General features: G+C 59.9%; 16 protein-coding genes. 8 read left to right on the top strand and 8 right to left on the bottom strand.

The genetic code is table 11. The features are described 5' to 3' along the window. Window positions 1–9 precede the first annotated feature (9 nt). Window positions 10–2226, bottom strand: coding sequence for a heavy metal translocating P-type ATPase (locus tag G505_RS20470; protein ID WP_035385059.1), 2217 nt, complete (start codon window positions 2224–2226; stop codon window positions 10–12). Between the two features lie 440 nt (window positions 2227–2666). Here G505_RS20470 and G505_RS0103480 point away from each other — a divergent pair, with 440 nt between their 5' ends. The 3 genes from G505_RS0103480 (at window position 2667) to G505_RS0103490 (ending at window position 4942) form a co-directional block, all read left to right on the top strand. After that, window positions 2667–2897: a hypothetical protein gene (locus tag G505_RS0103480; RefSeq protein WP_028108317.1), complete on the top strand. Its 231-nt coding sequence runs from the start codon at window positions 2667–2669 to the stop codon at window positions 2895–2897. A gap of 419 nt (window positions 2898–3316) precedes the next feature. Next, window positions 3317–3655, top strand: coding sequence for a P-II family nitrogen regulator (locus G505_RS0103485; RefSeq protein ID WP_028108318.1), 339 nt, complete (start codon window positions 3317–3319; stop codon window positions 3653–3655). Beyond that, window positions 3656–4942, top strand: a complete 1287-nt coding sequence (locus tag G505_RS0103490; RefSeq protein ID WP_028108319.1) for an ammonium transporter — start codon at window positions 3656–3658, stop codon at window positions 4940–4942. It begins immediately after the preceding gene. 67 nt (window positions 4943–5009) lie between these two features. Here the strand turns inward: G505_RS0103490 and asnS are convergent, their stop codons facing one another. The 7 genes from asnS to G505_RS0103525 all read right to left on the bottom strand — a co-directional run bounded on the left by asnS (window position 5010) and on the right by G505_RS0103525 (window position 11879). Further along, window positions 5010–6410, bottom strand: coding sequence for an asparagine--tRNA ligase (gene asnS, locus G505_RS0103495; RefSeq protein WP_028108320.1), 1401 nt, complete (start codon window positions 6408–6410; stop codon window positions 5010–5012). 234 nt (window positions 6411–6644) lie between these two features. Continuing rightward, on the bottom strand, window positions 6645–7241 hold the full coding sequence (locus tag G505_RS0103500) for a CoA pyrophosphatase (RefSeq protein WP_028108321.1): 597 nt from the start codon (window positions 7239–7241) through the stop codon (window positions 6645–6647). Between the two features lie 319 nt (window positions 7242–7560). After that, window positions 7561–8943, bottom strand: coding sequence for an aminodeoxychorismate synthase component I (gene pabB / locus G505_RS0103505; RefSeq protein ID WP_028108322.1), 1383 nt, complete (start codon window positions 8941–8943; stop codon window positions 7561–7563). Between the two features lie 56 nt (window positions 8944–8999). Next, on the bottom strand, window positions 9000–9908 hold the full coding sequence (locus tag G505_RS0103510; protein WP_084643791.1) for an FAD:protein FMN transferase: 909 nt from the start codon (window positions 9906–9908) through the stop codon (window positions 9000–9002). Beyond that, the gene (locus G505_RS0103515) at window positions 9908–11191 is read right to left on the bottom strand and encodes a DUF3570 domain-containing protein (RefSeq protein WP_028108324.1); all 1284 of its coding nucleotides are present in this window, start codon (window positions 11189–11191) and stop codon (window positions 9908–9910) included. The genes G505_RS0103510 and G505_RS0103515 overlap by 1 nt, the downstream gene beginning before the upstream one ends. After that, entirely contained in the window at window positions 11182–11394 is a 213-nt protein-coding gene (locus tag G505_RS0103520) for a DUF4266 domain-containing protein (RefSeq protein WP_028108325.1), read from the bottom strand. Before G505_RS0103520 ends, G505_RS0103515 begins: the two co-directional genes overlap by 10 nt. Continuing rightward, window positions 11391–11879 (bottom strand): TlpA family protein disulfide reductase, encoded by a 489-nt coding sequence (locus G505_RS0103525; RefSeq protein ID WP_028108326.1) that lies wholly within the window; start codon window positions 11877–11879, stop codon window positions 11391–11393. The genes G505_RS0103520 and G505_RS0103525 overlap by 4 nt, the downstream gene beginning before the upstream one ends. Before the next feature lie 343 nt (window positions 11880–12222). On the opposite strand from G505_RS0103525, the gene G505_RS20475 reads away from it, so the two are divergent. The 5 genes from G505_RS20475 (at window position 12223) to G505_RS0103550 (ending at window position 19854) form a co-directional block, all read left to right on the top strand. After that, entirely contained in the window at window positions 12223–13083 is an 861-nt protein-coding gene (locus G505_RS20475) for a sulfurtransferase (RefSeq protein ID WP_051215857.1), read from the top strand. Then, window positions 13080–14936, top strand: a complete 1857-nt coding sequence (locus G505_RS22290; RefSeq protein ID WP_028108327.1) for an ATP-binding protein — start codon at window positions 13080–13082, stop codon at window positions 14934–14936. Before G505_RS20475 ends, G505_RS22290 begins: the two co-directional genes overlap by 4 nt. Window positions 14937–15103: 167 nt before the next feature. Further along, window positions 15104–16630 (top strand): fumarate hydratase, encoded by a 1527-nt coding sequence (locus G505_RS0103540; protein ID WP_028108328.1) that lies wholly within the window; start codon window positions 15104–15106, stop codon window positions 16628–16630. Window positions 16631–16708: 78 nt separating this feature from the next. Then, a complete protein-coding gene (locus G505_RS20485; RefSeq protein ID WP_051215858.1) occupies window positions 16709–18805 on the top strand; it encodes a S9 family peptidase in 2097 nt (698 codons plus the stop codon). A gap of 218 nt (window positions 18806–19023) precedes the next feature. Continuing rightward, window positions 19024–19854 (top strand): flagellin N-terminal helical domain-containing protein, encoded by an 831-nt coding sequence (locus G505_RS0103550; RefSeq protein ID WP_028108329.1) that lies wholly within the window; start codon window positions 19024–19026, stop codon window positions 19852–19854. Window positions 19855–19877: the final 23 nt, after the last annotated feature.

Here is a 19877-nt window from a genome sequence, read left to right on the forward strand (position 1 = left end):
GTCTTCTCCTTACTGGGGTCTGGTTGGCGTAAACCAGCGCAACCGGTTGGCGTTGGTCACCACGGTGACTGAGGAGAACGCCATGGCAGCTCCGGCCACCACCGGATTGAGTAACAGGCCAAACAGGGGGTACAGGATGCCGGCGGCGATCGGTACACCGGCGGCGTTGTAGATAAAGGCCCCGAACAGGTTTTGTTTGATGTTTTTCAGGGTGGCTTTGCTCACCTCCACAGCGTCTGACAGGCCGTGAAGCGAGCCGCGCATCAGGGTGATGTCGGCGCTCTCCATGGCTACGTCGGTACCGGTGCCGATGGCAAAGCCAACGTCAGCTTGTGCCAATGCGGGCGCATCGTTGATGCCATCGCCGACCATGCCCACGATATGACCGGCCTCTTGCAACTGCTGCACCTTGAGTGCCTTCTGCTCCGGAAGGACTTCGGCGAACAGATCATCGATGCCGACGCTCTTCGCCACCGCCATGGCGGTCTCCCGGTTGTCGCCACTGAGCATCACCACCTTGATCCCTTTCTCCTTGAGTCGGCCTATGGCATCGGCGGCACCTGGCTTGATGGGGTCGGCGATGGCAATGATGGCGCTCAGCTGGCCTTCGACGGCGAGGTAGATTGGGGTCTTGGCGTCTCTTGCCAATGATTGGGATTGGCTTTGGTGGTGGTTCAGGGCGACGCCGCGGTCTGCCATCAGTTTCTCATTGCCAAAGAGCAGGGGTTTGCCATCGACTCTGGCTTCGACGCCATGACCGGCAATGGCATTGAATTCCTCCAGTACTCCCGGCTCAATGCCCCTTTCCCTGGCAGACTCCATAATGGCCATGGCCAGGGGGTGCTCGGACCCGGACTCCAGAGTGGCGGCCAGGGCCATCACCTCCTGCTCGTCTCGGCTGCCGGTTAAAATCAGATCCGTCACCCTTGGGGAGCCTTGGGTGATGGTACCGGTTTTATCCAGTACCATGACGTCTATCTTCGAGGCGGTTTGCAGTGCCTCACCGTTGCGGATCAGCACTCCGACCTCGGCAGCCTTGCCAATGCCGACGATCACCGAGATTGGGGTTGCCAGGCCCAGAGCACAAGGACAGGCGATGATCAGGACGGTCGTGGCGGAGACCATGGCGAAGCCAATCGCGGGATCCGGACCAAAGTTCATCCATACCATGGCGCTGACGACGGCGATGATCATGATGGAGGGAACAAAGTAGGCGGAGATCACGTCTGCCAGTCTGCTGATGGGAGGCTTGGAGTTTTGTGCCTGTTTCACCATGGCGATGATCTGAGACAGGGCGGTATCCGCCCCGACGCGCTGAGCGGTAAACAGCAGGCTGCCGGTACGATTCAGGGTGCCTGCCGCTAACGGATCGTCGACCTTTTTCTCTACCGGCATGGGCTCTCCGGTGAGCATGGATTCGTCCACGGCAGAGTGGCCCTGGGTCACTCTGCCGTCCACCGGCACCTTTTCGCCAGGCCGAATACGCAGGGTGTCGCCTACCACCACCTGCTCAATAGGCAGATCCACTTCCTGGCCATTTCGGACCACCCTGGCCGTCTTCGGTTGCAAACCTATCAGGCGTTGAATCGCCTCCGAGGTTCGTCCTCGCGCCCTCACTTCCAATGCCAGCCCCAGGTTAACCAGGCCGATGATCATGGCGGTGGCTTCGAAATAGAGGTGCCTGGCCACCAAGGGGAGCAGTTCCGGCTGCACCACCACCACCATGGAGTAGAGCCAGGCGGTGCCGGTCCCCAGGGCGATCAAAGTGTCCATGGTGGCAGCGTGATTCCTGAACGCCTGCCAGGCCCCGGCATAGAAGTGTCCGCCGGAGAAGACCATGGCAGCCAACGTCAGCAGACCAACCACCAGCCAAGCCAGACGCTGGCCTCCGGTCGTCACTGTCATCTCTCCTCCCAGCAGTCCGTAGAGCATAAGCGGCACACCGAGGCCGAGCGCGACTGCGACCTTTCTGAATAGGCCCCTCTGGTAGGCCTTATCTGCCTGTTCACGCTCCTGCAGGGCCTTACTCTCCTGCTGATTGGGTATGGGGCGGGCGCCATACCCTGCCTTTTCGATGGCCAGAATCAGGGCCTCCTGGGGTGCGCTGCCCTTAATGGCCACGGTGCGAAGGGCGAAATTCATGGTGACATGCTCCACCCCGGGCACCCGGGCAAGGGCCATTTCGATTTTGTCCACACAGCTGGCACAGCTGACTCCGTCTATCATCAGTTCGCTGTGGGTGTCCCGGTTTGGGTTCGGGGTTGTGGGGGGAGCGGTGTGTGGCGTCGGCGTCATCGTTGTATTCCTTTATTGCCACCTATAAGGCAGCCGCGAACCAATACTGGTCAGGATAGGGCACCATCTGTCACCGGACTGTGGGTTGCGGCGGAGAGTTGCCCCAGTTGCCACTATAGACCCTCCTGTCGCGGGAGGGTCAAACGACTGATACTGGCTGAGCTCTTTGAACAATGACGCCGGAGCTTTGGTTCTGCCGTGAGCAAATGCGCTCTTATCCTAGGCGCACAGCCGGTAGCCTTGGTTCACTGGTATGAGGTCTTTGGGTGAAGCAATGTTCGTGCTCGCTGTCACAAAACGGCTTAAATTTGGGTGGTAGCGTGTCTTAATGGTTTTCAGGATGTAAGTCATGACCCAAGGAGAGTGTGACCATGCAACTCAGGGATTTGAACGAAGAAACCATCGTCCTTTTCGCCGCCATGAGCGGAGACGTCACCCTGGGGTTCAGTACCCAGGATTTTCTGGAGCGGTGCCGCGAAGAGTTGGGTTACCAACCCTCTCTCGAGGAGGCAAACCGGATCCTCAGTCGTTACTTCGAGACTCCCAGTACAGGCCCGGACAGTGAAAATCACGGTTGGTGGGTCAACCCAAGAACCGCTTGAGGCCATCGTCCGGCGTCAGACCACAACACCAAGCGGCCCCCCGAGGCTGCTGTCGTCCTCTATCATGCGGTAACCGGAACGCTTGTGACAGTGGACTCTTCCCCTCAATGATTCAGTGCTCTGCGCCAAGATGGCATGGAGGCCGGTCTGCCTGAGCGTTTGTGCCCTTTCCCTTGTCACACTATTGACCCAGCCTGGTGACGGCGCACCTCTTTGGCGCAATCGATGCGGCGGCTGCACAGGCGTTGTGCGTCTTTCTGGGCCAAATGGGTGCGAGCATTGTCTAAGTTACTGAAATGTAAATGGTGTTGCTGTTGGCGCTGAAATTGCACCCCTTGCTGTTGCCCCTGTCCGCAAGGAGTCCTTCGAACGTCACCGGACAGGAGGTTTGGCGTTGAATCAACACTAAGGGGGGAGTTGTGAAGCTTGTAACCGCCATCGTTAAGCCATTTAAGGCCGACGAAATCCGACAGGCATTGTCGGATGTCGGGGTACAAGGAATGACCGTGACCGAAGTCGTCGGCTTTGGTCGTCAGAAGGGACACACAGAACTTTATCGTGGTGCAGAGTATGTCGTCGACTTCCTGCCCAAGGTGAAGCTGGATATCGCCATACCGACCGAGCTGGAAGATCGGGTCATCGACACCATCATCTCTGTTGCCAGAACCGGAAAAATTGGGGACGGAAAGATCTTCGTTAGAAACCTCGAACGAGTGGTACGCATACGCACCTGTGAAGAGGGCACTGAGGCAATATAGATGAATAAGATACTGACTTTATTAGCACTGATGCTGTGCTCCTTTGGGGTGTCCGCGCAACAGATGAGTGGCGCCAACACCGCCTGGATCCTGACCTCATCCGCACTGGTGCTGCTGATGACCCTGCCGGGCCTGGCACTGTTCTACGGTGGCCTGGTGCGCAGTAAGAACGTGCTCTCCATCCTGATGCAGTGCTTCTCCATTGCCGCCATCGCCTCGGTGCTGTGGCTGGTGGTGGGCTACTCCATCGCCTTCGATGAGGGCAACGGTTTCATCGGTGGGCTGAGCAAGGTGATGCTGGCGGGCGTCAGCAAGGCGTCGCTGTCCGGGGAGATACCCGAGGTGCTCTTCATGCTGTTTCAGATGACCTTTGCCGTGATTACCCCGGCATTGATCATCGGTGGTTTCGCCGAACGGATGAAATTCTCGGCGGTGCTTCTGTTCAGCGCCCTGTGGTTGCTGGCGGTGTACGCGCCCATTACCCACTGGGTGTGGGGCGGCGGCTGGCTTGCCGAGATGGGGCTGTATGATTTTGCCGGCGGTACCGTGGTGCACATCACCGCCGGCGTAGCGGCTTTGGTGGCGGCCCTGGTGTTGGGGCCAAGAAAGGGCTATCTGCACACCGCCATTTTGCCTCACAACATGACCATGACGGTGACCGGAGCTGGCCTGCTCTGGGTGGGTTGGTTCGGGTTCAATGGTGGCAGTGCCCTGGGAGCCAATGGGGATGCCGCCATGGCGATCCTGGTGACTCACATCTCCGCCTCCATGGGGGCCATGACCTGGGCGGCCATCGAGTGGAAGAAGTTTGGTAAGCCCAGCGCCCTGGGGGTGGTCACCGGCATGGTGGCGGGACTGGGGTCCATCACCCCGGCCTCGGGTTTTGTCGGCCCGGGTGGCGCCCTGGTTATCGGCTTGGCTGGGGGGGTTATCTGTTTCCACGCCACGGTTTACATCAAGCAGAAGCTGAAGATCGATGACTCCCTGGATGTGTTTCCCGTTCACGGCGTGGGCGGCATCCTGGGAACCCTGCTGGCCGGAGTGTTCAGTTCTCCCGAACTGGGGGTGTTCAGCGGTTACGGTTTTGCCGAGGGCATCACCACCATGTCGGGTCAGCTGTGGGTACAGTTTGTCGGTGTGATCGCCACCTTTGGCTATACCGCCGTGGTCAGCTATCTGCTGCTGAAGTTGGTCGCGATCCTGGTGAAGGGGCTGAGAGTCGGTGAGGAGCAGGAGGTCGCCGGCCTGGATATCCATGAGCATGAGGAAACGGGCTACAACCTGTGACGCCAAGATTGCAGCAGACACAAAAAAACCAGCCGCAAGGCTGGTTTTTGTCGTTCCAGGGCAGGCCTTAGAAGTTGGCGCTGCGCGGGGCGCGAGGGAAGGGGATCACGTCACGGATGTTGGACACACCGGTTACGTAGCTCACCAGTCGCTCGAAGCCCAGGCCGAAACCGGCGTGAGGCACGGTGCCGTAGCGACGCAGGTCGCGGTACCAGTACATCTCATCCTTGGGCAGGCCCATCTCGTCCATGCGCTTGTCCAGCATATCCAGACGCTCTTCACGCTGGGAACCACCGATGATTTCACCGATGCCTGGGGCCAGAACGTCCATGGCGGCAACGGTCTTGCCGTCGTCGTTCATGCGCATGTAGAAAGCCTTGATGTCCTTCGGATAGTTCTTCACAACCACAGGGGCCTTGAAGTGCTCTTCCGCCAGGAAGCGCTCGTGCTCGGAGGCCAGGTCGATGCCCCACTCAACGGGGAACTCGAAGCTCTTGCCACAGTTTTTCAGGATCTCGACGGCGTCGGTGTAATCCACCTGGGCGAAGTCGGCCTTGACGAAGCTCTCCAGGCGAGTGATCACCTCTTTGTTGACCCGCTGCTCGAAGAACTTCAGATCATCCATGCGCTCGGCCAGCACCGCATCGAAGCAGTACTTCAGCATGTCTTCCGCCAGAGAAGCCACATCGTCCAATTCGGCGAAGGCCACCTCAGGCTCCACCATCCAGAACTCGGCCAGGTGGCGGCTGGTGTTGGAGTTTTCGGCACGGAAGGTCGGGCCGAAGGTGTACACCTTGGACATGGCACAGGCGTAGGTTTCGGCGTTGAGCTGGCCGGATACGGTCAGGAAGGTCTCCTTGCCGAAGAAATCCTGGTCGTAGTCGACCTCGCCCTTATCGGTGCGAGGCAGGTTGTTCATGTCCAGGGTGGAAACCCGGAACATCTCACCGGCGCCTTCACAGTCGGAGGCGGTCAGTACTGGGGTCGCGGCCCAGATAAAGCCGCGCTCGTGGTAGAAGCGGTGAATGGCCTGAGACAGGCAGTTACGCACACGCATGACCGCGCCAATCAGGTTGGTGCGGGGACGCAGGTGAGCCACTTCGCGCAGGTACTCGATGGAGTGGCGCTTGGCGGCCATGGGGTAGGTGTCTGGATCTTCGACCAGGCCCACCACCTCAACGGCGGTGACCGCCATCTCGAACTGCTGGCCCTTTCCGGGGGATTCCACCACTTCACCGGTCATCTTCACGGAGCAACCGGCGGTCAGGCGCAGCACATCTTCCTGGTAATTATTCAGATTACTGGGTACTACGCCCTGAATAGGATCAAAACAGGAGCCGTCGTACACGGCCAGGAAGGAAATACCGGCTTTGGAGTCACGGCGGGTACGAACCCAACCCTGTACCGTCACTTCGCTGCCTACTGCGTAAACGCCCTTCAGGACGTCAGCGATAGTTGCCACACTCATTCTCGGTTGTCTCTCCAGCGAGATTAAAATCAAAACGTTGTCAGTAAACCACAGGCTGCGGTTTGACTAGGGCAGCTAACCACACTCTGCGGTCAGCTGCAAACCGTTAATCTTACCTTGCTGACCCTGATTCTCAAGACAATTTGAGGCAATTCGGTGGGGAGAGTTGGGTCGGTTGATTTTTCTGGACCGTCATTGCGCAATTCTTCGCCTATATCGGTGCCGGCAATGGGCCTAGAGTGGTGCGCGAGGGTAGCCCAGATGGCGGACCAGCTGTTCAATCACCGCGGCGGTGGCTCCCCAGATCTGGTGATGCTGCCAGAACATGAAATAGACTCGGTGGTCGGCGCCGCGACGCTTCAGATCCACGGCACGGCGGTTGGCGGGTTCGCACAGATGAGCCAGGGGCACCAAGAAGCACTCACTGACTTCAGCCTGACTCAGGACCGGGGCGAAATCACCCTCGAAGAACGCCAGTTGCGGCAGCATGCGGAAGCGGGAGATGGTATGAAACTCCGGCAGTTCACCGACCCGGGTGAGCCGGTCCGGCTCCAGCCCCACCTCCTCCCAGGCCTCCCGGGTGGCGGCATGCCAGGCCGAGGTGTCGGTGTCGTCCACCTTGCCGCCGGGAAAGCTCACCTGGTTGGCATGGTGGCGAAGATGACTGGCGCGCCGGGTCAGCAGCAGTTGCAGTTCACCCTGGCGTTCGGTCAGGGCAAGCAGGACCGAGGCCGGCTTGAACATAGGGGCCAGGGGGTGCGCCGCAATGGGGTCTTCCACCCCGGAGATGGGGCTTAGGGCGAACTGGGCGAGAAACTGCTGGCGATTCAACTTGAGACCATCCTCCGGTGTTATGGCGTGTTGACCTTTGCTGAATATTTTTGCGCTGCACTTCAGCCGCCAAGGCATCAATGCGTTAGCTCTGTAGTCCAAATGAATTGGTACCATTTTTTAGCAAAGCGCCCTACGGGGCCGGACTGACAACGACTACTCGTCGTCATTCGATTTTGACGTAGAGCAACTATGCCTACAATTGAACTCCTTGATTAGTCGTCGTCATCCTCGGCCAAACTCTAAACACCAAAGATAAACACGCCCTAGATAGTCCCAAGATAACAGAGGCGGCTTCGGGGGGGAATCCGCCTTTTGGTTAGGTGTCGTTTGCTTGACTGAGTACTGGCAGGATGCGCGCCAGTTTATCGAAACACTCCTGATACTCCGCCTCGCCATGGGAGTCGGCAACGATGCCACCTCCGGCCCAGCAGTAGATGTGGCCAGACTTGGCCACCAGCGAGCGGATGGTAATGCTGGTGTCCATGCGTCCATGGCAGCTGATGTAGCCGATGCTGCCGCAGTAGAGGCTGCGCCGCCAGGGTTCCAGCTCTTCGATGATCTCCATGGCACGGATCTTGGGCGCGCCGGTGATGGAGCCGCCGGGAAAAGCCCCCCGCAACAGGTCGCAGGGGGTGATTCCCGCAGCCAGGGTGGAGGTTACCGTGCTCACCAGGTGGTGGACCGCAGGAAAACTCTCGATGGCAAACAGGGAGGGCACCTGAACGCTGCCCGGGGCGCTGACCCGGCCGATGTCATTGCGCAGCAGATCGACAATCATCAGGTTCTCTGCCCTGTCCTTCTCGGAGTGGGCCAGTTCCAGGGCGGACTGATTGTCCTGGTGAGGGTCCGGGCTGCGGGGGCGGGTGCCCTTGATGGGTTTGGTCTGCACCTGGTCCCCCTCCACCAGCAGGAAACGTTCTGGTGACACCGACAGCAGGGCCGCGTCCGGCAAACGGACAAAGGCGGAGAAGGGGGCCAGATTGTGGCTGCGCAGCACCTGGTAGGCCTGCCATTCACTGCCCTGATACGGGGCGTGGAACCTTTGGGTCAGGTTTATCTGGTAACAGTCGCCGCTTTTCAGGTACTCCTGAACCTGATCAAACGCCTTGAGGTAGTCCCCATAGCTGGTGTCATGATGCCAGGGCCCGGTCAGGGAAAAGCCCTGTGGTGCCTGGCGACACTGGTCCACCAGCCATTGAAGGCGGGACTGCCAGGCTTGTTCATCGCCCAGAACCACCAGCTCCACCTGATCCCGCTCATGGCACAACACCAGGGCCCAGTCATAGAGGCCCACCGCCATTTCGGGCAGCTGGATGTCATCCCGGGTCTGGTCGGGCAGGCGCTCGAAGCGGCGCCCCAGATCGTAGCTGAAATGCCCCAGGGCACCGCCGCAGAAGGGCAGGTCCTGATGGCCACTCAGGCTGGGCAGACGGGCAGAGAGCTGTTGCTCCAACAGGGCGAGAGGATCCTCGTCGCTTATCTGTTCACGGCCCTGGCTGTGGATCCGGGTCCGGTCGCCCTGGGTGGTCAGGGTGGCCACAGGATCGGCGACTATGATGTCAAAGCGTGCATCGGGGTGAGGCGTGGCGGCATCGGTGGCCGAGTCCAGCAACATGGCCCAGGGCAGGTGTTGCAGCGCTGAAAACAGCGCCGTGGCGTCGCAGGCCCATTCCAGCGGGCGGCGAGTCAGGTGTGGCATAAGGTTCTTCGGTTATTGTCCTTTGCCGGGATCATACCAGTTCAGAGCGGTTGGGCCTATTGTGTCCGTCGTTGCACCCAGAAGGGCAGCCCCTGGGCCTCGAGAAAGATCTCCGCCTGTTCACCCTGCAACATGGCCAGGGTGGCGATCAGGCCTGCATCGGTACAGCGCTCGGCCTGGACGGTGACACTGGCCGGTGCCCGTTCGACCGGGTATCCGGTTTTGGGGTTGAGGATATGGCTGGCCCGCTTGCCATCGTTGATCAGGTAACGCTCCATGTCTCCGCTGGTGGCCACGGCGCCCTGTTTCAGTGCCAGGGTGTTCGCTGATGTACCACCATCCGCCCGGCTGATGCCGACATGCCAGGGGGCCTGGGTGGGGGAGGCGGCGATATCGCCACCGAAATTCACCAGCAGTTCCAGTTGTGGCCAATGATGCTGAATCAGTGCCAGGGCGCGATCCACGGCAAACTCCTTTCCCAGACCGCCAAAGTCCAGGGCCATGCCCGGGGGCAGGGTGAAACTGTTGTGCCCCAGAGTCACCTTGTCCCAGCCGACCAGCGGCAGCAGGGCGGCGATCTGTTCCGGGCAGGGCAGGCGGTTGCCGCCATCGAAGAACCACACCCTGCCCAGCACGCCGCTGGTGATGTCGAACAGGCCATCGGAGAGGCGCCAGGCGGTGTCAGCCAGGGAGAGCAGTTGGTGGGTCTCCGGATCGATGGCGACCGGCTTTCCCTGACTGTGATTGATCGCATGGCAGAGTCCGTCACGGCGGTAGCGGCTGAACTTGTGCTCGATACGCAGTGCCTCGCGAGCACCGACCCCCAGCACCTGATGAGCCAGGGCGTGATCATCGGTGCGGATCAACAGTTCGCAACGGCAGGCCATGGCCTGAAAGCAGCCCCGGTAGACGCCAGGTTCTGCGGCCGTCAGGGTGAGGGCGGTTTTCTCGGCCAGGGTGGTCATCAGAAGTGATAGCTGGTTTGCAGCATCAGGGTGTTGAGGCTGGGGTAGAGATCCAGGGGCTTTAGCTGTTCCGGCTCGGTCTTGCCAATGGATTGCGGTGCCTGATGGTACCACTGAAGCCTCAGTGCCATTCGGTGGCCATTGGGCATGCGGTAGCCATACTTCAGCCCAAGGGTATAGGTGTCTAACTCGCCCAGACGGTAATCGGCGCTGGCGTATCGGGGCGAGTCGCCCTCCATCAGGAAGGGCTGATAGAACTCGGCGGCGCTTTGGCTGTAGTAACGCAGGTTGGGTTCCAGGCTGTGGGGGCCGAATTCAAACAGCAGCCGGGCATCCAGAGTGTGAGAGTCCACCTCCCAGTCATCACTCATGTAGCGGTAGCTGACATCCAGTATCGGGCCGAAATGGTACTTGGCCTGACCGAAGAACCCCCACTTATTGCGGCGCTGTGGCCGAGATTCGTAGAGGTAGCGCTGGGCTTCTCCCAACTCATTGACTACGGAGAGCACCTTGAGAAAATCGTTCTGATACCCCTCTACCTGGGCGTAGGTCAGGGTGCCCTGGACAATCAGCTGCCGGTTAACGACCTGGCTGATGCTGGCACGCAGGTCCCAGGTGGTCTTGGTGTCGTCACCGTCGCCTCGGGTGGCGTCAAACGCCTGCTGGAACGCTTCTTCGCTGGGGAAGTTGTTGCGTATGGCCATGGTGCTCATGGGAACCGGCACGCCCCCTTCCGGTTCTACGGTGTCGTAGAAGAGCGCCCCCCCCACGGCCAGCTGAGTGTTTTTCTGGTTCAGGTCCCGGGTGAGGCCGCCATTGATGCCCAGAGACAGGTAGTCATACTCCTTGGACAGGTGCAGCCCGGCGCTGTAGCCCATGGCCCGGTTCAGTGGGCTGGTCCATTGCAGGTTTAGCTGGGCCCGGGTGTCTTTAAAGGTGTCGTCCAGCGGAGTGTCCCCCGGGACAACCTGGTACTCCCCCTTGCCTGAGGGGCGGGTGAAGGTCTGGGGCGTATTTTGAGGGGCGGCGCCATTGGGGGAGGCGCCGGTAAGCACATCCAGGGTGCCGGTCAGCACCAGGATCTGGTCATCGGCGTTGGTGCGGGTTGCCTGCAGTACCCCTTCATAGGCGTCGACTCTGTCATCCCCTTCGCTGTAATAGAGGAAGGCGGCATCGAAGTTCCACTCGGGCTCAAACAGGGGTTCCTGCGCGTGCACCTGGGTCAACGGCAGGGTGGCGGCGGCCAGGGCGGCGGTAATGTTGCTGACAGGCTTCAGTTGCACCCGCACCCTCCGCCAGCACTGCCACGGCCGCCGTTGGTGGCCTCCTTGCTGAAATAGACATGGTCGTCGAAGGATTTGTCCAGGGCGTCCGCCTCCAGAGCCATGGCCGGATGGGCAAGCAGGTCACGCTCCCAGGGTTTGACTCCCATGGAGCTGCACCCGGACAGTGCGACCAGCAGCGCGAGGGTCAAGAGCCGTCTCATTGGGAGCCTCCACTGCGTTGGTTGATCAGATTCTCCAGGGTGGCCCGGGTGGTTTCGGCGTCCTTGGGGCGAAAGCCCACGTGGGTCTGGATGATGATGCCGTCCTGAATCAGATAGCTGCTGGGCATGCCACCAACGCCATAGGCGTCTGCCAGGGAAAATTCGGGATCATAGACGATGGGGAAATCGGCAGGAAACTGCTCCAGAAACTTGGCGGCGTCTGCCTTGTCCACGTCCAGGTTAATGGCCACCACCGTCACCCCTTTAGGGCCAAAATCTTTGAGCAACTGGTTCATAAAGGGAAAGGAGCGTCGGCAAGGGCCACACCAGGATGCCCAGAAATCCACATAGACCGGACCCTGCTGACTCAGCTCCACCATGGAGCGGCTCTGACCCGCCACCTCGATAAGAAAATCCGGTGCTGGGCGGGCAGAAAGCGGCGCGCCGGGCAACAGCAGCAATAGGGTGAGGAGAAGGGTGCGCATCGTCTGTCCTTAGGGCGTGTTAACCTTTGTTGAGTGTTGTTTCGCCAGCACCTGGCCGTTGAGGCATCGAGGTGTCGGCAGTTTGCTCCATATCAATTGGTGCCTTGGTTGAGCAGAGCGCCCTTCGGGGCCGGGCTGACAACAATCCCTCATTGTCCTCGGCCAAACTCTTTAGACCCAAGAGAAACACGCCCTAATCACCGCAGCCTGATTCCATCATGGCACATTTGTACGGCGGGTAAAGAGGAAAAACGGGCCAGGCTCGAGTGAAGCAGAGGGAAGTGTCTATACTGAAACATCAGGATAAACAGTCACCTTGACAAAAATCGCAGGGAGCGAGTCTATGGTCTGGTATCGATCTCCTCATCGGCTGCTGGTCAGCCTGCCTCTGGTATGGGCCGCTTTTTCTGTGGAAGCGGCCAGTGCACTGGCCCCTGAAACCCTGTCACTCTGGTTGCATCAGGGGACGCCTGTTCAATTGCTTGATGCCCGGCCCCATCAGGCCTACCTCCAGGGGCATCGCCAAAGGGCCATCAGCTTCGACGTTGAGGATACGTACCGGCAGGATCAGGGGGTCTGGCTGGCCAAGTCCATATCCGCCATGACGCAGGAGATCCGCCGACGAGGACTGGCTCTGGGGCAAACCATAGTGGTGTATGACGACGGTTTATTGATGGATGCGGCCAGACTGGCCTGGGTACTGGAGCTCTACGGTTTAAACCAGGTCCACATACTGGTGGACGACATGGAGAGCACCGAACTCAGCAAAGAGGTGGTGACCCCGAGGTCATCGAGTTATGTCCCTGCCCTGAATCCGGATGTGTTGATCAATGCCAGAATGACCCTGCTGGCGGGGCACAACCCCGGTTTTGGTGTTGTCGACATACGGGGTGAGGACCATTTTCTGGGCAAGGCCTCCGAAACCCACAAATTTGGTCATATTCCCGGGGCCATCAACATTCCCATGGACAAATTCTTCTACCCGGATGATGAGCAGCAGTTGCGCCTGCGAAGCTGGGAAGAGCTGATGGCGCTGTTTCAGGGACTGGATCCCAGCAAGCGTTACATCACTTACTGCTACAAGGGTAAGGCATCCACCCTCGGGTATTTCCTGATGCAGCAGTCCGGCCTTCGGGTGACCCATTATGACGGCTCCTGGCTGGACTGGTCCCAGCGGGATCTTCCGGTGGAGAGACCCGAATGAATCAGCAGTCCCTGACCCAGAGACTCAACCTGGCCATCTTCGCGGTGATGGCGCTGTTGGCCTTTGTCATCAGTGCCTGGAGCTACAAGGTGGACCTGCAAACCATGAGAGCCCAATACACCGGAGTTGCCGGCAGTCTTGCGCCAACCATGATTGAGCTGGTGGTGCTGGATCAGCCTGAGACGGTCACCGAATTCAATCGTCAGCTGCGTAATTTTCCTCAGCTTAGAGGGCTAACCCTCATGACCCTGCAGGGGGAGGTGCGCTATGAGTATCGGCGACAGGACGCGGCGTCGGCTTGCCCTGGGGAGTTTCCCTGGCTGGCTCCCCTGGTGGATGGTTGCATGGTGATTCATCAGAAGTTGGAGTTTGAATCGGCCCAGTGGCTGGATTACGCCATGGAGGTCGATACCCGAGAGCTGCAGGCACAGATATTCCAGCAGGCGCTGATGGTGGTGATGGGAACATTGTTCTGCTTTGGGCTTATCTACCGCAGCATTCGTCGTTGGGTGAAAAAACCGGTGGATGAGCTGGTGGCCGGACTGCCGCTGATGGGCACAGGCCAGGTGAACTTCCCCTATGCGGGGGTGCATCGCAGTGAGCTGGCGATGCTGGCGCGGACTCTGGAGCAGAGTGACCGACAGCTTTTCGAGCGTCAGCAGCAGGCCACCGAGCTTAACAGTCGCCTGGAAGCGTCTCTGGAGGCCAAGAGTGATTTTCTGGCCAACGCCAGCCACGAGATACGCACCCCGCTGAATGCGGTCACCGGTTTCATCGAGTGTCTGGAGGCCCAGCGGACCAGGCTGACCCCTGAGGGGCAGGAGCAGTTGCAGCTGCTTCAGGGGGCTTCTCAGAGTCTCTTGCACATCGTGAACGACGTGCTGGATTTCTCTCGCCTGGAAGCGGGTGAATTGACGCTGGATCCCTTGCCGGGTTGTCCTTCCGACTTCCTGCAGCGGGTTCACGCCCACTACCAGGGGATGGCCAGGTTGCACAAAGTGGAGTTTGGCCTGTGCCTGGACCCCGACCTACCGGCCATGCTGGTGATGGATGAGGGACGGTTGGAGCAGATCCTGGGGAACCTCCTCACCAACGCCATCAAGTACTCCCCCGGCGGCCAGGTTGAATTGAAGGCCAAAGTCCAATCTCTGGGGGAGTGCCAGTGTCGGTTGGCGATCTCTGTAGAGGACACCGGCATCGGCATTGAGGCTCAGAAGCTGGCTGGAATTTTTGACGCTTACACTCAGGCGGATGGCTCGGTGACGCGGCGATTTGGCGGCACAGGTTTGGGGCTGGCCATCTGCAAACGTCTGTCGCTGTTGATGCAGGCACAGCTTGACGTGGAGTCCCGGCCAGATCAGGGCAGCCGTTTTACACTGGTGATATCTTTGCCCTTGAGCCAGCCAGACTTCAACAGCCAGGCCGAAGGCGATGCCGAGCGGGTTGAGTGCCCTCTGCAGGGAGCCAAAGTGTTGCTGGCGGAGGACAACATCAGTAACCAGAAACTGATGCAGATTATGCTGAAGAAGCTGGGGTGCGAGGCGCTGACGCTGGCCTCCAACGGCCAGCAGGCGGTGGAGGCCTGTCAGAGGGAGAGCTTCGACCTGGTGTTGATGGACTGTCAGATGCCGGTGATGGACGGTTATCGCGCTACCCGTCAGATTCGCCTGGGGCCCTCGGCAGACACCTTGATTCTGGCGCTGACCGCCAACGCGACCGAGGAGGACCGACAGCGTTGCCTGGACAGTGGCATGGACGATTTTCTGACCAAACCTGTGACTCTGGCATCGCTAGGGGCGGGGATTGCCGCCGCCCGGCTGCGTCACGGACATTCAGCCACACGCCTCTCCTAACCGCTGCAACTGGTTCAGTGCCTTTCGGAAAATTCATTTGAGATGCCCGGGTTTCCTAGACCTTCCGCCACTGGTCAGGGGGGGCAGGGTCGGGGTATTATGGGTCGGATTTCACAACCACACAGGCATAGTGAGAAGAGGCTGGAAGCCTCCGTGGAGAAAAATAAATGGCCGTGATCAGTAAAGAGGACTTCATCAGCTCAGTGGCTGATGCCCTACAGTACATCTCTTATTACCATCCTAAAGATTTCGTCGACGCAATGAACGCTGCTTATGAGCGGGAAGCCAATCCGGCAGCCAAGGACGCCATTGCCCAGATTCTGATCAACTCCCGCATGTCCGCCGAGGGGCATCGCCCCCTGTGTCAGGACACCGGGATCGTGACCTGCTTCGTCAAGATCGGCATGCAGGTTCAGTGGGACTCTGACCAGACGGTTCAGGAGATGGTGGACGAGGGCGTACGCCGCGCCTACAACGATCAAAGCAACCCGCTGCGAGCCTCCATCGTGGCCGACCCCGCCGGGGCCCGAAAGAACACCAGAGACAACGCCCCCGCCGTGGTGCACATCGATATGGTGGCCGGTGACCAGGTCGAGGTGTTCCTGGCTGCCAAGGGCGGTGGCTCGGAAAACAAATCCAAGATGGTGATGCTCAACCCCTCCGACGACATTGCCGCCTGGGTCGAGAAGACCCTGCCCACCATGGGTGCCGGCTGGTGTCCTCCTGGGGTGCTGGGCATCGGCATCGGCGGCACCGCCGAGAAAGCGGCGGTGATGGCCAAAGAGTCTCTGATGGGGCACATCGACATTCACGAGCTCAAGGCGCGCGGTGCCGAGACCACCGAAGAGAAGTTGCGCCTGGAGATTTTCGAGCGTGCCAACAAGCTGGGCATCGGTGCCCAGGGTCTGGGCGGCCTCACCACAGTGCTGGACGTCAAGATCAACAGCGCACCGACCCACGCGGCTTCCAAGCCTGTGGTGATGATCCCCAACTGTGCGGCCACCCGTCACGTTCATTTCACCCTGGACGGCACCGGCGCCGCCCAGTTGCCAACCCCCAAGCTGGAGGATTGGCCGGAGGTGACCTGGGAGGTGGGGGACAATGTCAAGCGGGTGGATCTCAACACCATCACCAAGGAGGAGACCACCAGCTGGAAGGCGGGTGATACCCTGCTGCTCAATGGTAAGATCCTCACCGGCCGGGATGCGGCCCACAAACGCATCAAAGATCTGCTGGACTCCGGTGAAGGTTTGCCCGAAGGGGTGGACTTCCGTGGTCGCTTCATCTACTACGTCGGTCCGGTCGACGCCGTGGGCGACGAGGTGGTGGGCCCCGCCGGCCCGACGACCGCCACTCGCATGGACAAATTCACCGACATGATGCTGGAAAAAACCGGTCTGATGGGGATGATCGGCAAGGCCGAACGTGGCCCCGCCACCGTCGACAGCATCGCCAACCACAAGGCCACCTACCTGATGGCCGTGGGGGGAGCCGCCTACCTGGTGGCCAAGGCGATTAAGCAGGCTCGTGTGGTGGCCTTCGAGGAACTGGGCATGGAAGCGATCTACGAGTTCGATGTGGAAGATATGCCGGTGACCGTTGCGGTGGATTCCACCGGCAGCAACGTGCACCAGAGTGGCCCAGCCATCTGGCAGGCCAAGATTGAGGAGCTCGATGCCGAGCTCAGCAAATAACAACACAGGCGGCCACTGGGGCGCCATAAAGACCTTGGCGGCCAGTGGCCGCCTTTCGCATTCAAGGGAATAGCAACGATGAAACACAGCCTACTGCTGGGCGCCGCCCTGACGCTCAGTGCGTCAGCCATCGCCAAGCCGGTGACTGCACCTTTCGACGTGAACCAGCTCAACACCCTGAGCAAGCTGCACTCTACCGTGGTTCTGCCCGGTGGCGATGCGGTGGTTTATGGGGTGAAGAAGAAGACCGACAAGGGTTACCGCTCCGATCTCTATCTGCAGAAGCTGGGCGGCGAAGCCCGTCAGCTGACCAACCACAAGAGCACCGAGCACAATCTGGTGGCCTCCAAAGACGGCAAGACCCTCTACTTCCTCAGCGGTCGCAGCGGTTCCAGCCAGATCTGGGCGCTCCCCTTAGACGGTGGTGAAGCGATTCAGGTCTCCGATCTGCCTCTGGGCATCGACGGTTTCAAATTGTCCAACGACAACGGCCAGGTGGTGATGCAGCTGCGGGTCAATGTTGACTGCGACACCCTCCAGTGCAGCGCCGACAAGCAGAAAGCCAAGAAAGAGAACAAGCAGAAAGGCCGTCACTACGACCAGTTGATGGTGCGTCACTGGGACACCTGGAATGACGGTCTGCGCAACCACCTGTTTGTGGCCAAACTGGAGGGGCACACCCTCTCCAAGCCTGTGGATGTGACCGCCGGCCTGGATACCGAGGTGCCGTCTCTGCCCTTCTCTGGCATGGAGGAGGTGGCCTTCACACCGGATGGCAAGCATGTGGTCTACAGTGCCAAGGCGCCCAGCCGCGACCAGGCCTGGCAGACCAACTACGACCTGTGGCAGGTGCCGGTCACCGGCGGTGATGCCGTTAACCTGACCGCCGACAACCTGGCCTGGGACAGCCATCCGGTCTTCTCCGACGATGGTCGCTACATGGCCTACGCGGCGATGAAACGCCCCGGCTTCGAGGCGGGTCGTTTCGCCGTGATGCTCAAGGACCTGCAGTCCGGCGAAACCCGTGAGGTGGCGCCCCTGTGGGACCGCAGTGCCCGCGGCATCGCCTTTGCGGAAGAGAGCCATACCCTGTACGTGAGCGCCCAGGACCTGGGTCAGGTGGCCATCTACGCCATGGATGTGCGCTTCGGTGATAAGCGCACCCTGGTGGCCGAGGGCAGTAACGCCATGGTGAAGGTGACCAATGGCAAACTGTTCTACACCCATAACGACCTGTCCGGCCCCAATGACCTCTATGTGATGGGCCTGGATGGCAGCGGCAAACAGCGCCTGACCGATCTCAACAAGGATCTGCTCAACAAGCAGGGCCTGGGTGAGTTCCAGCAGTTCTCCTTCAAGGGCTGGAACAACGAGACCGTTTACGGCTACTGGATCAAACCGGCAGGCTTTGAGCAGGGCAAACAATACCCGGTGGCCTTCCTGGTGCACGGTGGTCCTCAGGGCAGCTTCGGCAACCGCTGGCATGGCCGCTGGAACGCCCAGCTGTGGGCCGCCGCCGGCTTCGGTGTGGTGATGATCGACTTCCACGGCTCCACCGGCTATGGCCAGGGGTTCACCGACTCCATCTCCCTGGACTGGGGCGGCAAGCCTCTGGTTGATCTGCAGAAGGGCCTGGCCGCGGTGGGCCAGCAGCAGCCCTGGCTGGACACCAACAACGCCTGTGCCGCAGGTGGCTCCTACGGCGGTTACATGATGAACTGGATTGCCGGCAACTGGAGCGACGGCTTCAAGTGTCTGGTGAACCATGCCGGTCTGTTCGACATGCGCAGTTTCTACAACGTGACTGAGGAGCTGTGGTTCCCCGAGCACGAGTTTGGCGGCAGCTACTGGGAGGCCACCGAGACCTACGAGAAGTTCAATCCGGTGAACCACATCGACAAGTGGCAGACCCCCATGCTGGTGGTCCACGGTGCCAAGGACTACCGCGTGCCTCTGGAGCAGGGACTGGCAGCCTTCACCGTACTGCAGCGTAAGGGCATCGATTCCGAACTGCTGGTGTTCGATGAAGAAAATCACTGGATCATCAATCCGGATAATCTGGTGCAGTGGTACGACGTGGTACTGGGCTGGATGAAGCGTCACACCGGCCAGGAGCAGGCCGTCGACATCAACGAAGCCCTGCGTCAGGAGATGCTGAGCAGTCAGGCGGAGTGATCTGACCTGATCTCAATGAGGCCACCAACGGGTGGCCTTTTTTGATCCCGTGTTGCAGGGTTCAAGTCGGCAGGGATTTTGACTCGATATAAAACTTTTTATAAACAATGGGTTAAATCAAGATTACCTTTTGGTTGATAAATTTCTTTAAGTTTTTCAAAGGATGGGGCGCCTATCTCTCAGTGACAGTACACAACGCATCTCACGGAGATAAACCAATGCTTTCAGTACACACTAACTTCCCTTCACTGGTTGCCCAGAACTCTGTAGGCAGCAGCAACAACGCCCTGAACAGCGCCATGGAGCGTCTGTCCACCGGTCTGCGCATCAACTCCGCTTCCGATGACGCTGCCGGCCTGCAGATTGCCAATCGCCTGAACGCCAACGTAACCGGCATGAACACCGCCCAGCGCAACATCGGTGACGCCACCTCCATGCTGCAGACCGCCGACGGTGGCCTGGATGAGGTGAACAGCATCGCCATGCGTATGAAGGAGTTGGCGACCCAGGCAGCCAACGGCGTAAACTCCGCCGACGACATGGCCGCGTTGGATGCCGAGTTCCAGGAGCTGTCTGCGGAAGTGGATCGTATCGTCACCAAGACCGAGTTCGCAGGGAACACCCTGTTCGCCGGTGCCGGCCTCTCCAGCGCCGCCGGCGTGAAGTTCCAGATCGGTGCTGATGCCTCTGAAACTCTGTCTGTGTCCATCGATGTGGCTACCGACAAGATCGACAGCAGCCTGTTCACCGCCGACCTGACCTCTCAGGCCAACGCCTCCACCACCATGGGCGAAATCGACACCCTGATCGACAATGTGGGCAAGCACCGCGCCACTCTGGGTGCCAACATCAACCGCCTGGAGCACACCTCCAATAACCTGGCCAACGTGTCTCAAAACACCCAGGCCGCTGCCGGTCGTATCATGGACGCCGACTTCGCCACCGAGAGCGCGGCGATGACCAAGAACCAGCTGCTGGTTCAGTCCGGCACCAACATCCTGGCCCGCGCCAACCAGAACACCAACCTGGTAATGGGTCTGCTGGGTTAAGCACCCCAACCGTATCGAAGCCG

This window comes from Ferrimonas futtsuensis DSM 18154 (genome assembly GCF_000422645.1).
Taxonomy (GTDB): domain Bacteria; phylum Pseudomonadota; class Gammaproteobacteria; order Enterobacterales; family Shewanellaceae; genus Ferrimonas; species Ferrimonas futtsuensis.